The following is a 14,509-nucleotide window of genomic DNA, read 5'->3' as shown; positions in this document are numbered from 1 at the left end:
AACATATTTTTACACTTGAAAAAACCTTAGGCGATTTGTACTATAATATATAGGAATAAACATTAGGGGGATTAATGGCAAGTAAAAACTACGTGGTTATCAATGGACGAGCTTACAATACTATTACCGGAATGGTAATGGATGATATTAAGATTGAAAAATCTGAAATAGAAAAAGAACAATCAATCGGTAGGCGCGGTACATCTGTATCAAATATTCACGCCGCACACGTTCAGAAATCCAGCACGTTGAATCGTCGGCACGTTAAAATGCCACAGCGTACGCCATTGGCCGCCAAGCCCCAGAAAGCTCGCGTCGACGTGAAGCAACATGTCGCCGTGAAGAAGTTTTCTACGCCAATTGTCAGCAAACCGGCTCCTCAGAAAATTGCTATTAACCGCCCGACCGAAACTCACCCCGTTACTCGTCGCGCTCAACAAAGACCTCTTAGCGTCAACACTAAGTTGCGAAAAGAACGCCAGCCTCTGGCCATGAATAACAATCCGCTTGTCGCCGTCGCTCCGCAAAAAATAGAAAAACCAGTCGCAAAAACCGCTCATCAATTGAAAAACGAAGCGATCGAAAAAGCCTTGTCGAATGAAATTATCAGCAATAAAAAAGCACGTCGACGCCAGAAAAAGGGCGGTGCCTTGCGTTGGTTGAATACGTTTTCCGTGGGATTTGCGGTGATGCTACTCGGTGGCTATTTAACATATCTGAGTATGCCAAATATCTCCATAAAAATGGCAGCCGTTCAATCAGGAATTGATGCCAAATATCCAGGCTATAGGCCAGACGGCTACGCGCTGAATGGACCTATCAAATTCAAATCGGGCGAGGTCTCTATGAAATACGCCTACGCCGACGGAAGCTCAGGATACACCATAACCCAGCAAAAAAGCGGCTGGAATTCGTCAGCAGTGAAAGAATTTTTCTCTGAAAAGCACAAGAATCCAAACACCACGATGATCGACGGATTGACAATTTACAGTGGCGGGAAAGAAGCGGCTTGGGTGAACGGCGGAATTTTATATCAAATCAGCGGCGACGCAAACCTCTCAAGCAGCCAAATTGAAAAAATTGCCACTAGTCTGTAACTCATCAGATAACGTGCTATAATTTACTCATGACTATTAGAACTCGTTTTGCGCCAAGTCCGACTGGCTATATTCACTTAGGCAACGTCCGCACCGCGCTATACACATACCTTGTTGCCAGGGCGCATCAGGGAGATTTCATCTTACGCATTGAAGACACGGACCAAGCTCGGTTCGTTGAAGGCGCGGAAGAAATGATTTTGGAGACCTTAAATTGGCTAGGACTAAATTGGGATGAAGGACCAATTCTTAACAATCCAAAAGAAGAGTCTGGCAATTTTGGTCCATATCACCAGACAGATCGTCGCGACATTTACATAAAGTGGGCAAAGAAAATGATTAGCGAAGGGCTAGCTTACGCCGATCCGTACACACCCGAAGAAGTGCAAGTTTTCCGCGACAAAGCCAAAGCTGAAAAACGAGCATTTTTATATCGCGACCATCGTCCAGAAAATCCGCCAGAGTGGCAACTTGGAATGCCGCTGCGCTTCAAAGTTCCGGAAATTAAGCGATATTCTTGGAAAGATGCCGTTATGGGCGAATTGTCGGCCGGCCCAGAAGCTTTGGACGATTTCATTCTGATCAAAGCGGACGGTCTGCCAACCTACAATTTCGCACACATCATTGACGATTTCGAAATGCAAGTCACGCACGTGATCCGCGGCTCGGAATATATTGCCAGTACACCTAAATATCTGTCGCTTTACGAAGCGCTTAAAATTACGCCGCCGATTCTGGCGCACGTGCCACACATTATGGCGCCATCGGGAAATAAAAAACTTGGCAAGCGTGACGGCGCTAAAAGCGTAACTGAATATCGATCAGAGGGAATTTTGCCGGAAGCGATGCTTAATTTCTTAGCGCAACTTGGCTGGAATGACGGCACGGAACAGGAAATTTTCAGTAAAGCCGAGCTGATTGAAAAGTTCTCGCTTGATCGCGTTCAAAAATCTGGCGCGCGATTTGACGAACAACGACTCATTTGGCTGAACGGTCAATGGATTCGCTCACTTAGCTTGGACGATCTTTATTCTCGCTGCCAATCATTCTGGGGCGAAGAAGCCAAAAACGCCGACGAATCTTATAAAAAGTGCGTTCTGGAATTGGCGCAAGACCGCTTGAAGACACTGCAAGATTTGCCAAAATTAACAAGTTATTTCTTCGTCGAGCCTGAAATTGACACGGAATTGATTGACGGAAATAAGCAACTTCGCAAATTGACCGACGACGAACGACGAGATTTATTGTCAATTGCGCGCCAAGAATTCGAGAAAATTACAGATTGGACGCCAGAAACAATTCAGAATTGCCTTAATGAATTACTAGAAACGACGGGGCAGAAGCCGGGGATTTTGTTTAGTCTGGTGAGAATTGTGACGACGTGGGCGCCGTTTAGTCCGCAACTTAACGACACATTGGCACTGATTGGCAAAGAAAAAACTCTGCAAAGAATCGATAATTATCTACAAAAATAGTTTATTCGTGCGCCGAAAATGCTATACTAAGCATAAGCATGAATGTTGAAAAAATAGATAAATCAGGACAAAAAAAGAACGCTCGTTGGGAGTCGTTCAAAGAATGGATAAAAAAGCATATTCTGGCGATCGTGCTCGTGGTGAGTGCGACGGTTATTGCTGGAGTTTTCATAATTGCAATTCATTCCATAAAATACGAGCAGGCCGCTAGCGTGGAACTGAAATTGCCAGCCAAAAAACCTGCGCCGAAGAAGTTTTATTCGCCATTGACTGGAATGGAAATCGCGAACGAAGCCGCCGCGAAGTTGCCTGTAACTGGCGTGATGATTGAGAATAGTCCAGCCGCCAGACCGCAGTCAGGACTGAAGAAAGCTGGCGTGGTTTATGAAGCCGTGGCAGAGGGCGGAATTACTAGGTTTTTGGCCCTGTACCAGGGAGAAAAGCCGGCGCTAATTGGTCCAGTGCGAAGCTTGAGATTGTACTATTTGAGCTGGGCGGCGCCGTATCAGGCGTCAATCGCGCACGTTGGCGGAAGTCCAAACGCTTTATCCCAAGTCAGAAACGGTAATTATCGCGACATCGACCAGTTCTTTAACGACGGATCGTATTGGAGATCTCGCGACCGCTACGCGCCGCACAACGTCTATACTTCAGGAGAAAAACTTGACCAATTGAACAGCGCAAAAGGCTATAACAATTCCGGATTCACCAGCTTCGCGCGAGCAGACGGCAAGCCTGTTGAATCGCCAAACGCCACATCTGTAAACATAAACCTCAGCGGCTCACTCTACAACACCTCATACACTTACGACAAGGCGTCAAATTCTTACCTTAGGAGCATGGCTGGCGCGCCACATACCGACAGGGAAGATGGGCAAATTGCTCCAAACACTGTCATAGCTATGGAAGTTGGCGTTGAAGCTCGGGCTCAAAATTACGATGGCTACGAAGACATCAAAACGACAGGATCCGGCAAAGCTTACATTTTCCAAAACGGCACAGTCGCCACTGCCACTTGGTCAAAAGCGGACATAAATTCGCCACTTAAATTGACAGACGAATCCGGAAAAGACGTCGCCTTAAATCGCGGACAAACATGGATTGCAGCCTTCACGCCAGGAAGGGGAAGTGTTTCATGGCAATAGATCCGGCATCTAAAACTTTGCGCGAGTACAAACAATATTATTACCGAAAAGTCATATTAGTCCTATTATCAGCGAGCGCCTGCATCATATTAGGACTGGGAATCGCACTCCATTTCACGGCAATTTCCATATTCCAGCTAAATTTTTGGATTATCATTTTAATTACCGCCATCTTGCAAATCCTATTTTCAATTTCTATCGTTAAAATCATCGCCGCACCGCTTAATAAAATTCTGGCGGCGCTTTCTCATAAAATTGGCGAACTGACCACCGACACTCCGCCAAATCCTAACGATAAACGCTACGAAAAAACTGGATTTAAGACGGCGCTTCAGGCAATTTATGGCGATTATCAGCCAGAGCAAAAACCAGCTAGCGACAACGACAAGCCAAAAATCCCGCTCACTCAAGCTCTAAATCAAGCCAGCACTGGCGTCGTGATTCTTAATTCCAATCAGAAGATTATCTTCGCCAATTCCGCCGCCCCGATTTCCAGGAACGCAAAAGGCGAGGATTTTCTGGCGCTTGATTTTCTAAACGAACCAAGCATTTACGATTGGCTTCACGAAATCTCCAATGAGAAAATTAAAGCCGAGCGCCGTTGGCAGCGCATTAGCACCAACCCTGATATCGTCCAAAAAACACGAATATTCGACATCATCGTGTCGTTTGAGAAAGGCGCCGCCGCCGAAACTGTCATTTTTCTCATCGACAAGTCTGAAGGATATTTGCCAGAAGAAGAGGACCTCAATTTCATCTCATTTGCCGCTCACGAACTCCGCGGACCGATTACAGTTATTCGTGGATATCTGGACATTATCAACGAAGAGTTTGCTGGACGCCTGCAGGGCGATGAAAGGCAACTTCTTGATAGGTTAGTTGTTTCGTCCAACCGCTTATCTAGCTATATAGACAACATTCTTAACGTTGCCAGATATGATAGGCATCACTTGAAGGTTTATCTTCTGGAAGACACTGTCGCCAATATTTACGCCTCGATTGCTGACGATATGCAACTTCGCGCCTCGACTCAACACAGAATGCTCAGCGTCAATATTCCAGATGATCTGCCGACAGTAGCCGCTGATCACGGAAGTATCGGGGAAGTGATTGGTAATCTAATTGACAATGCCATTAAGTACAGTTTTGAGGGCGGGTCCGTAACCGTTTCCGCAGAAAAAAAAGGCGACTTCGTGGAAGTGTCCGTCGCCGATAATGGAATTGGTATGCCAGCAAATGTCGTGGACAATTTGTTCCACAAATTCTATCGATCGCACAGATCACGCGAGGCTGTGGCCGGGACGGGAATCGGGCTTTACATCTGCAAAGCTTTTGTCGAATCTCACGGCGGCTCGATAATCGCTCGATCTCGCGAAAACGAAGGCTCGGTATTTTCGTTCACTTTGCCAATTTATGCTACAGTTAAAGATAAATTGCTAGAAGACGGACAGCTGAATAATCAATTGATACGAAAGGGCGGCGGCTGGATAAAAAATCACGCTATGTATAAGGGCTAGGAGGAATTATGATAAAGACAATTTTATGCGTGGAAGACGACCGATTTATTGGCGAAATGTACGTCAGAAGTCTGCAAAAAGCGGGATATGACGTGACGTGGGTGGTTGACGGGAATGACGGGCTAGTGGCGGCACGCAACCAGAACTTTGACTTGATAATCTTAGATTTGATGCTACCAGAGCAACGCGGTGACCAGATTTTAGACGCACTGAGAAATAATAATGTCGATTTGGTTCCGAATAGTAAGATTCTGATTATGACCAATTTTGAGCAGGATGAGGCTTCACGAAAATCCGTCATGAGTCGTGTTGACGGATATCTAATTAAGGCTGACATTACGCCGCGGAATTTGATAGATGTCGTCAAGCAGATGAGTAGCGATGACTAAAAATATTTTGACGCAATAAAAAATGAAGCTGAGGATATTCACCTAGAATATCTGAACTGTAAATGATTCAAGACAATAAAAAAGAGCCTCTTACGGACTCTAAAATGACATTCTTGGTGACCCCACCGGGAATCGAACCCGGGTTGCCAGGATGAGAACCTGGTGTCCTAACCGCTAGACGATAGGGCCGTAACTCCATGGATTATACCATGGAAAGGGAAGACTTGTCTACTTTTTCCCTATGTTAGACGTCGACTTTTTATGATAAGACAGCATAGCCCAAGAAAAGTAAATTGTAAGAATAACAATATATAAGTTTATAAATATTGTTGGCGTCGTCATTGCGGTAGAAAAAACCGCAAGCGCCCTATCACTATCCTTGCTTACAATTATTATGGAATCACTATTGTTTATAGAATCAATCTTATAATCATAGAGTGAGGACGCAAACACAAATGTAAATATCATACATATCAGCAAAATAATTATTTTTGAGACCCGCCCTAGTACTTCATTTGTTGCCCAATATTGCCTAAATACACACATCTTAATCATAATAAGCGACAATGCTAGGTTATAAATTATAAAAATGTCACGTATGAGATCTGGCATCATAACATATGCCACACTAAAAAGGCTGCGGCAAAATGTTTACTGAGTACTGGCGCAATTGTCACAAAACTCACGATTACAAAAAACACCGTCAGCATAATAGTCCTGTCTTTAGTCATATTTTTATTCGTGACTGCAGTAGGCAAGGGCTCTGCAACAGCTGGAGCTTCCGTAAAAGTTAATTGCTTCTTCATATCTTCAGTTCCAGGTGAAGCGATTGGCGCGTTATCCGTAAGGTTGTTTTGATTATTATATTGATCATTATTCATAAATCATTCTCCCGACTATTATATTTTCAAATTATTATCCTATCGCAATTAATAAAGGAATCAGTATTATTAAAGTTCATTATTTTTTTATTTATGCCTATCATATCCATATAATATCACATCAATTATCGGCAATAAATAGATAGTCAATAACGCAACAGGGAAGATGATTACAGGAAAAAGTATTAGAATATCTATCGACACAAGTTTACCATATACCCAAAGCGCCGCAAAAATTATTGCCGACAGTACAGAAGAGTGGATTGCCGCTTTTGGACTATCATTTACCATCTTGTTAATATTCTGATAATAACCCCTCTTGTACCACCTAATCATAAAAATAATTAGCAACGGGGAGAGCATCATCGATGCGTTTGAAATGGCTAATATCAAAAAAGAAACGTGTATGTTATACGGTCCTGTCGATCCTCGCATTGAAACGTAATTTCCTACTAGCGTAATAATGGTAAACATTAAAGAAAAGAGCATAACACGCTTAAAGGCTCTCTTTTTCTCTGTGCTGTCATAGACTGGCGCATTGCTTACGTCGGGATTGTTACTTTGGTCATTATGCTGATCATGATTCATAGAGTTACTATACCACATTTATCACTTGAGATTTTTCTGAAAATTCGCCATAATAAAAGCATGAAAAAGGGCGGGATTTACTTTAAGCCTCACGCAATTTCCAGATTTTGGCTAAGGAGATTGTGTGAAGTGGCATTACTGAGTTGTTTCACAATCATTCTTTTATACGCATGGGCGCGATTTATACCGACCGGCTATCAATTGCCAATCGGATTATCTGTCTCAGATTTGGCGGCTGGCGTAGCAGGAATTGGCAGCTTAATTGTGCTGATTTTATGTTTTTGGCTTCCCAGAAAACACGAAACTGGAATAGGAATTTTCGTGTATTTGTTAACCGTCGCTGTCGCCGCAACCACCATAATTACCAGCGGCGGAGTCGTTTCACCATTCCTAGTTATGTGGATTATCGTGGCAATTTTTGCAGGATTTTTCGGCGCAATAATCTTAGGAATAATGGGACTTTTGGTTATTTTGCAGATTATAGCCACCAGCATTCAACAGGGAATAAACATACAATTCATCATCGGCTACCTCTTCTTCGGATTTTTGCCTTTGATTTTTAGCCTTGTTCTATGGATTCGCCGCCAAAAAACTGATGACAATACGTCCAATCTGGAGAATAGACTTTCCGCGGTTGAGAACAAATCTGACGTAGTGATTAATGCCATCGACGACGGCGTTTTGGCTATTTCCAAAGACGGCAACATTGAATTGATAAACCCATCCGCCCAACAAATCATCGGCTGGGACCAAGGCGACGCACTCGGGCTTAACTGGAAAAGCGTCTTAAAACTCGTCACCTCAGACGGAAAAGACGTAGAAGACCTCGAAAATCCAATAGCTCAATCTTTATCAAAAAACCAGCCAACTCATAACGATAAATTATTCCTATTGACCAGCTCCGAAAAACGCATTTTAGTGTCAATCGTCAGCTCTCCAGTCGGCACGGACGGCGAAGGAATCATCGTAGTTTTCCGCGACATCACCAAAGAAAAAGCCGAGGAGCGCGAGCAAGCCGAATTCATTTCCACCGCCAGCCACGAGATGCGTACGCCAGTTGCGTCAATTGAGGGCTATTTGGGTCTGGCGTTAAATCCAGCCACCGCTCACATCGACGAGAAAGCCCGCGACTTCATCACCAAGGCTCACGAATCGGCGCAACATCTGGGACGGTTATTCCAAGATCTCCTCGATATCAGCAAAGTTGAAGACGGGCGAATGAAAAACAACCCGAAGATCATCAACGTAAACGAATTTTTGAAGGATATTTTTGACGGTTTGGCGACAAAAGCTAGCGAAAAGCAGCTCAATTACATCTTTATGCCAGACATAATTGATGAAGGTAAGGAGAAGTCATTGCAGCCGATTTTTTATGCCAATATTGACCCTGACCATTTTAGGGAAGTTGTCAGCAATTTGATTGAAAATGCCATCAAGTATACGCCGTCGGGCGAAGTTGTCGTCAATATTACCGGCGACGATAAACAGATTTCTGTAAGCGTGAAAGATAGCGGCATTGGCATTCCAGCCGAAGATATTCCGCATTTATTCCAGAAATTTTATCGGGTGGACAATTCTGACACGCGAGAAATTGGCGGAACTGGCTTGGGGCTATATTTGAGCCGTCGTTTAGCCGAGGCGATGTCTGGAAACTTGCGAGTTGAAAGCAAATATAAAGAGGGAAGTACGTTCTATCTGGAAATTCCTCGCATGAATAGTTCGGACGCAAAACAACGCTTGGAATCTGCAGAAACCAAAAAGTCCGAAGATAAAACGCCAGATTCTACCGTTCCAGAAGAAACTGAAATTGCCGCAGAAGAGAAGGCGGAAGATATCACAACTGAAAATAATAGCGAAATTGTCGATTTAGACCCAGTAGCAATCGCAACTCCAGAAAATCCAGATCCAACCACACCCGCAATCCCGACGACCCAGCCAGAAATTCCACAACCAGCCAGAAATTCTTCCGAGCCGACGCTGGCTGAAATTGAGGAAGAATTGCGACGAAAACGCCAGCAATTATCAATTCCTGGTCGCGAATAATAGCCATAAGAACTATGGATTTTTTGTCAAAACTTCAGTATAGTATAAACATATGACAAAAATTTTATTGGTTGAGGACGACAAAAGTTTACGCGAAATTTACGGTGTACGACTTTTGGCGGAGGGCTACGATATCGTTTCGGCGGGCGACGGAGAAGAAGCTCTAGCCATGGCAATTAAAGAACGTCCGCGATTAATTTTAAGCGACGTGATGATGCCAAAAATCTCTGGCTTTGATATGCTGGATATTTTACGCTCAACGACAGAAACAAAAGACGTTAAAGTTATTATTATGACCGCGCTATCCTCAGAGGATCAGAGAAAGCGTGGCGAGCAGCTTGGTGCTGATAAATACCTGGTGAAATCTCAGGTAGGAATAGAGGACGTTGTGAGAGCAGTTCACGAAACCTTGGGAGATCTTCCGGGAGTCGGCACAAATCCAGTGCCAGTTTCACAACCAGCTCATACATATGAGCCAGTCGCTCCAACACCTCAGCCAACTCCAGCAGCGCCGCAGCCAGTTACTAGACCTGATATTTCTTCATTGTCGCCGCAACCAGCCGCCCCCGCTGCAACGCCAACAGCTTCTGTAGTAAATCCGCTTACGCAACAACACCCGCAACAGGTATTCGCTCCAGCGCCGCAACCGCTACCTCAACCAGCGCAAGCTCCAGCACCGCAATCAATTCCAATACCTCAGCCTCAGCCGACAACTCTGCCGCAGCCTATGGCGCCATTTTCATCACCTGCGCCGCGACCTTCAGGGCTTGGTGATCGCATTATTCAACCTTTACCAGCTGATGATTCTCAGAATTCTGTAGATATTTCCAAGCTTATGGCAGAAGAATTAGACAATACGCAGAGAATTTCTCAACCAACTCCAGAGCCTCAACCAGCGCAAGCTCCAACACCTCAGCCAATTCCAACGCCTCAGCCACAACAGCTAGCACCAAATCCTATTGAGCAAGCTAGCGTAATACCTCAGGTCCAAGCACAGCCTCAGGAGCAAAACATTCCACATCAACCATCAGAACCTCAGTCACCACAATTTCCACCGATAAATCCGCAACAATGATAAACCCAGACACAAAGCAAGAATCTTGGCGCCTCAATAAATTCGTGGCGCTGTGCTTGGGTGTTTCCAGGCGGAAGGCCGACGAATTGATAGAGAAGGGAAAGATTATCGTTGACGGTCAGCCCGCCAGATTGGGTCAACAAATTTCTGACGCAAATAAAATTTCCTATAACGGCAAATTGCTAGAATTGCAATCCAAACAGCTCATCATCCTACACAAGCCAACTGGATATCTTTGTTCGCGCGCTTCTCAGGGCGGCGTTCCGACAATCTATAAATTACTACCGAAGAATCTTCACCACTTAAAACCCGTTGGTCGCCTGGATAAAGACAGTTCTGGGCTGATTCTCATGACGAACGACGGCGATTTTGCTCACAGCATGACACATCCGTCGTTTTATAAGATTAAGCGATATCTCGTTACAATCGACCAGCCATTGCAACCTCTACATCGCCAAATGATCAATGATTTTGGTGTACAGCTTCCTGACGGACGCAGTCAATTGACGCTAGAAAGACAACACGAAGGCGATGATTATCGCTGGATAGTGGAAATGAGCGAGGGAAGAAATCGTCAAATTCGGCGAACTTTCGATGCGTTAGGCTACACTGTTAAAAAACTCCACAGAACAAACTTTGGCAATTATTCGCTCGGCGACCTCAAAAGAGGCGAATGGCGAGAAGAGAAATTCATGAATTCATAATTTACTCCGCGACTATTTACATTTTACGTTAAATATTGTAATATAGCTTTTATGCTAAATTTAATAGAAAGTGTAATTGCAAAATGGAAACGCTAGGACGCGAATCTAAGCCCTTGCCCTCAGAAAAACTAAGAGCAGTCGTATGCAACCTTAAGGAAGAAAGGTCGAATACTATATATGAACTGTTCTATGAGAAGGATAAGTCCAAGATTTTACCAAAACTCCTAGAAAACCAAATCTACGCTTACATCGAACTTATTAAAGAGGTTGAGAAACATACTACGAAATTTAAATATCCTATATCCGTAGCGTTCGAAGATGGCGATAATAACGTTTACTACTGCATAAATAACCCTAAAGAAAATTATTACATAACACTTTACCCAAATCCAATTAACGAAGAATCTCCAAAGGCCTACATTCACAATTATGCCAGGGAATATAATAGTGAGGACGAGGAGTACAAACTAGTCGTAGCCAAGTCTAAAGAGTTTACAACAGAAAACAACCCGAACTATTTTACGGATTTCCTGAAAATAATTCGTCCGTGCGAGGCTTATATAAATAGCGTGCTCGCCAAAATGTCTTAAAACTGCTATAATATATAATCATGTCTAAATTACCAACAGTCGCCATAATCGGGCAAGCCAACGTCGGCAAAAGCTCACTATTTAATCGCTTGACGCGCTCTCGCACGGCCATAGTCGCCAGGGAAGCCGGCACGACACGCGACAACGTCGTTAGTAAAGTTTCGTACAAACGACGCAACGTAGATTCTGCGCCGTCAGATAACTATTCGCAATTTTGGCTCATCGACACAGCTGGATTGAAGACTGCTGAGGACGAATTTGAGGCAACCATTCAGGACCAAATTGCTGACGCGTCTGCCGCTGCCGATGTAATCCTCGTAACAGTCGACTCCACTGTTTATCCTTCTGACGCTGATCGACAATTGGCCAAAAAGGCTCTAAAAAGTGGCAAGCCAGTCATTCTAATCGCAAATAAAGCAGACTTAAAAGGCTCTCTTCCTATCGACGAATTCAAGCGACTCGGCATTAAAAACATCATAAAAACTTCTGCAGAACACAGCATCGGCATTTCGGAGCTTCTCGATAGCATCGCCGAACTTATTCCGCCAGCCACCGAAACCGCACCTGATGACATTATTCGCGTCGCGCTAATCGGTCGCCCAAACGTCGGCAAGAGTAATCTATTCAATACCTTAGCGGGCAAGCAGCAAGCCATCGTCGCCAACGTCGCCGGCACAACTCGCGACGTAAACCGCGTTCAAGTTCGTTATCACAGTCAGACGATTGAACTGCTCGACACCGCTGGAATTCGCCGCCAAGGAAAGCAAGAAACGGGAATTGAAAAGTTCTCAGTTCTTCGCACCATGCAAGCCATCAACGAAGCCGACGTTTGTCTGCTTCTTATGGACGTCAATGAGCTTAACGTTCAATTGGATCAGCGCCTAGCTGGAATTATTGACGAAGCGGGCAAGGGGCTTGTTCTGGTCGTCAGCAAATGGGACTCCGTCGAAGGTAAAGACGCTTATACTCATGATGAAATCGCGCCACAAATCAGCTATAATTTCAAGTTCACGCCGTACGCGCCATTGATATTCACTTCTTCCGTCACGGGGCAGAATGTCGCTAAGTTATTCGACCTAGCGCTTGATATTTATAAGCGTCGTCGCCAAGAATGTAAAACTCGCGCCTTAAACGACATTTTACAGAAAGCCATCGCCGCACATCCGCCAGCTGGTCTGAAAAACTCGCACCCGAAGCTGCGCTACATTGTCCAGACTGACGTTGCTCCGCCGTGGTTTGTTATATATGGCAGCAATCTGAAATTTGTCCACTGGAGCTACAAGCGTTATTTGGAGCGAACTTTACGTGAAGCTTTCAATTTTGCAGGAACTCCGATTAAAATGTCTTTCCGCGATGAAAAGCAATTAAAAGCCAATCGTGAACGCGTTGCGCGCGGTCTGGCGCCAGTCACCAAAGCCTACAAGCAGGCCAAAAACGCTGAAAAAGACATATAATACCACATTTTTGACAAAATCTATTGACATTTTGTTCTATTAGTGATATATATATTAGCTTTCACAATGTGTTAGCTTGCGTCAAATTCGACACATCGTTGGAGGAAAATAAATCCTCCGCCCAACTGGAAGGACAGTCCCATGCTGGAAGGATTCCTCAAACTCATGCTGCTCGCAGCCATTGGCGTGACTATCGGGTCCGCCGTGGCAGGAGGACTTACAGGAGCCCTCGTAGGAGGACTCATTGGTAAGGCGGCGGGAGCTCCCGTTGCCACAACTGCTCCAATCGGAGCAGTTGTCGGAGCTGGAACAGCCGGAGCCGCTGCGTGGCGGCGCATCTGGTGCAACGGCAAGAGGGACAACCCTCCTACTGATAGTCAGGCGTAAGCCTGCTCGAAAATAGCTCGCTCGAAAATAGACTCAATATTGAATCCAGTTTTCGGCTTGAGCACGTTTTCGAGCGGGCTATTTTCTTTTATAACGAATCTTAGCTGTATTCGCTTCATAGATACGTGTCTATGCTGATGAGTCGGAAACGACGAAAGCGAACTTTTATTCAAACATCATCAATTGCGCCGACAAAACTTCACGCGTAATTTCGTCCGCACGTTCACCAATTAGCACAATTTTTGCTGGCTCTTCCGCCGCAGAATTAGCTATTTGAATCTGATTTTCCGTTGCCTCCAAATGATGCCGCGCGCCATTATCGTCAATAAAACAGCCCTTCATTCGCCTAAGTTTATAAGCGCCAAAAAGTTCTGGCCAAATTTTTTCCAGAGTCGACGCAGCAATTTTCATACCAGAAACATCCAGCACAGCATACGTCGGATTATCCGGCACGACCAACTCGCCATCGTATGTATCAAAAAACGTTAGTAGTCCCGACGGCGTCGTCATTTTATTGATATCAAATTTACCTCGTGGCGCGCTCAATATTTTTCCGTAAGGCAGGGAGTTCAGCTTGGATTCGTATTGCAATCGCTCGTCGTCACTTAGCAAATCTTCTTTGGTCACTAAAATCATGTCCGCCGCTTGCAACTCAATTTCATGCGCCGGCTCAATTCCACGTAAAATCTCATATGCATCAATAACGTAAAAACTCTGCGCCAACTCGTACTTATTGAATATTTGTGCATTAATCAACTTCTCGACCAAATTTATCGTTCGCGCCACACCAGTCGCCTCAATAAACACTGGGGTGGGGGAATTGCGACAAAAGTCGAGTAGCATTCGCGTCAATGCATGCTTTGACGAACAACAAACACAATCACCAGCCAAAGTCGTCACAATATCCGCCAATTTCTCCAATCGATAACCGTCAACGTTTTCATTAGCATATTCATTCTCAATCACCCGAGAGCCCTTATAGTCACTTTGTTGCAATAAGAACTCAAGGACACTAGTTTTCCCAGCGCCCAGCGACCCATTCACCAAATATAGCGGAACTTTATCGATAATCGCTCGCCCATCATCAAACGGCGCATTAATGCTAAATTCCAAATCATCGTCACGCTTTGCCATATGCTTATTATACGTCATTTTCACAAGGTG

Annotated in this window: 13 protein-coding genes and 1 tRNA gene; 10 read left to right on the top strand and 4 right to left on the bottom strand. The window is 44.6% G+C overall.

The window, feature by feature from the left end:
- The first annotated feature begins 74 nt into the window (after nt 1-74).
- The 5 genes from LRM44_RS02085 to LRM44_RS02065 are packed head-to-tail and all read left to right on the top strand — an operon-like array spanning nt 75 to nt 5,623.
- On the top strand, nt 75-1,097 hold the full coding sequence (locus LRM44_RS02085) for a DUF4367 domain-containing protein (RefSeq protein WP_243803578.1): 1,023 nt from the start codon (nt 75-77) through the stop codon (nt 1,095-1,097).
- Between the two features lie 29 nt (nt 1,098-1,126).
- Nucleotides 1,127-2,572: a glutamate--tRNA ligase gene (gene gltX, locus LRM44_RS02080; protein ID WP_243803577.1), complete on the top strand. Its 1,446-nt coding sequence runs from the start codon at nt 1,127-1,129 to the stop codon at nt 2,570-2,572.
- Nucleotides 2,573-2,610: 38 nt separating this feature from the next.
- Nucleotides 2,611-3,717: a DUF3048 domain-containing protein gene (locus LRM44_RS02075; protein ID WP_243803576.1), complete on the top strand. Its 1,107-nt coding sequence runs from the start codon at nt 2,611-2,613 to the stop codon at nt 3,715-3,717.
- Nucleotides 3,708-5,234 (top strand): sensor histidine kinase, encoded by a 1,527-nt coding sequence (locus LRM44_RS02070; RefSeq protein ID WP_243803575.1) that lies wholly within the window; start codon nt 3,708-3,710, stop codon nt 5,232-5,234. The genes LRM44_RS02075 and LRM44_RS02070 overlap by 10 nt, the downstream gene beginning before the upstream one ends.
- 8 nt (nt 5,235-5,242) lie before the next feature.
- Nucleotides 5,243-5,623: a response regulator transcription factor gene (locus tag LRM44_RS02065; protein ID WP_243803574.1), complete on the top strand. Its 381-nt coding sequence runs from the start codon at nt 5,243-5,245 to the stop codon at nt 5,621-5,623.
- A gap of 114 nt (nt 5,624-5,737) precedes the next feature.
- Here the strand turns inward: LRM44_RS02065 and LRM44_RS02060 are convergent.
- The 3 genes from LRM44_RS02060 to LRM44_RS02050 all read right to left on the bottom strand — a co-directional run bounded on the left by LRM44_RS02060 (nt 5,738) and on the right by LRM44_RS02050 (nt 7,092).
- Nucleotides 5,738-5,812, bottom strand: a tRNA-Glu gene (locus LRM44_RS02060).
- Between the two features lie 422 nt (nt 5,813-6,234).
- Complete coding sequence (locus LRM44_RS02055) at nt 6,235-6,504, bottom strand: hypothetical protein (RefSeq protein WP_243803573.1); 270 nt, start codon at nt 6,502-6,504, stop codon at nt 6,235-6,237.
- Between the two features lie 87 nt (nt 6,505-6,591).
- Nucleotides 6,592-7,092: a hypothetical protein gene (locus LRM44_RS02050; protein WP_243803572.1), complete on the bottom strand. Its 501-nt coding sequence runs from the start codon at nt 7,090-7,092 to the stop codon at nt 6,592-6,594.
- 60 nt (nt 7,093-7,152) lie between these two features.
- Between LRM44_RS02050 and LRM44_RS02045 the strand changes: the two genes are divergently transcribed.
- The 5 genes from LRM44_RS02045 to der all read left to right on the top strand — a co-directional run bounded on the left by LRM44_RS02045 (nt 7,153) and on the right by der (nt 12,958).
- Entirely contained in the window at nt 7,153-9,135 is a 1,983-nt protein-coding gene (locus LRM44_RS02045) for an ATP-binding protein (RefSeq protein ID WP_243803571.1), read from the top strand.
- 52 nt (nt 9,136-9,187) lie between these two features.
- The gene (locus LRM44_RS02040) at nt 9,188-10,210 is read left to right on the top strand and encodes a response regulator transcription factor (protein ID WP_243803570.1); all 1,023 of its coding nucleotides are present in this window, start codon (nt 9,188-9,190) and stop codon (nt 10,208-10,210) included.
- Complete coding sequence (locus tag LRM44_RS02035; RefSeq protein WP_243803569.1) at nt 10,207-10,914, top strand: pseudouridine synthase; 708 nt, start codon at nt 10,207-10,209, stop codon at nt 10,912-10,914. Before LRM44_RS02040 ends, LRM44_RS02035 begins: the two co-directional genes overlap by 4 nt.
- Nucleotides 10,915-10,997: 83 nt before the next feature.
- Entirely contained in the window at nt 10,998-11,504 is a 507-nt protein-coding gene (locus LRM44_RS02030; protein ID WP_243803568.1) for a hypothetical protein, read from the top strand.
- 20 nt (nt 11,505-11,524) lie between these two features.
- The gene (gene der / locus LRM44_RS02025) at nt 11,525-12,958 is read left to right on the top strand and encodes a ribosome biogenesis GTPase Der (RefSeq protein WP_243803567.1); all 1,434 of its coding nucleotides are present in this window, start codon (nt 11,525-11,527) and stop codon (nt 12,956-12,958) included.
- Nucleotides 12,959-13,510: 552 nt separating this feature from the next.
- Here the strand turns inward: der and LRM44_RS02020 are convergent.
- Nucleotides 13,511-14,479, bottom strand: a complete 969-nt coding sequence (locus LRM44_RS02020; protein ID WP_243803566.1) for a GTP-binding protein — start codon at nt 14,477-14,479, stop codon at nt 13,511-13,513.
- Nucleotides 14,480-14,509: the final 30 nt, after the last annotated feature.

The organism is Candidatus Nanosynbacter sp. HMT-352, assembly GCF_022819385.1.
In the GTDB taxonomy this organism is placed as follows: domain Bacteria; phylum Patescibacteriota; class Saccharimonadia; order Saccharimonadales; family Saccharimonadaceae; genus Nanosynbacter.
The sequence above is the reverse complement of the archived record's forward strand: the minus strand, read 5'-3'. Positions and strand labels throughout refer to the sequence as shown.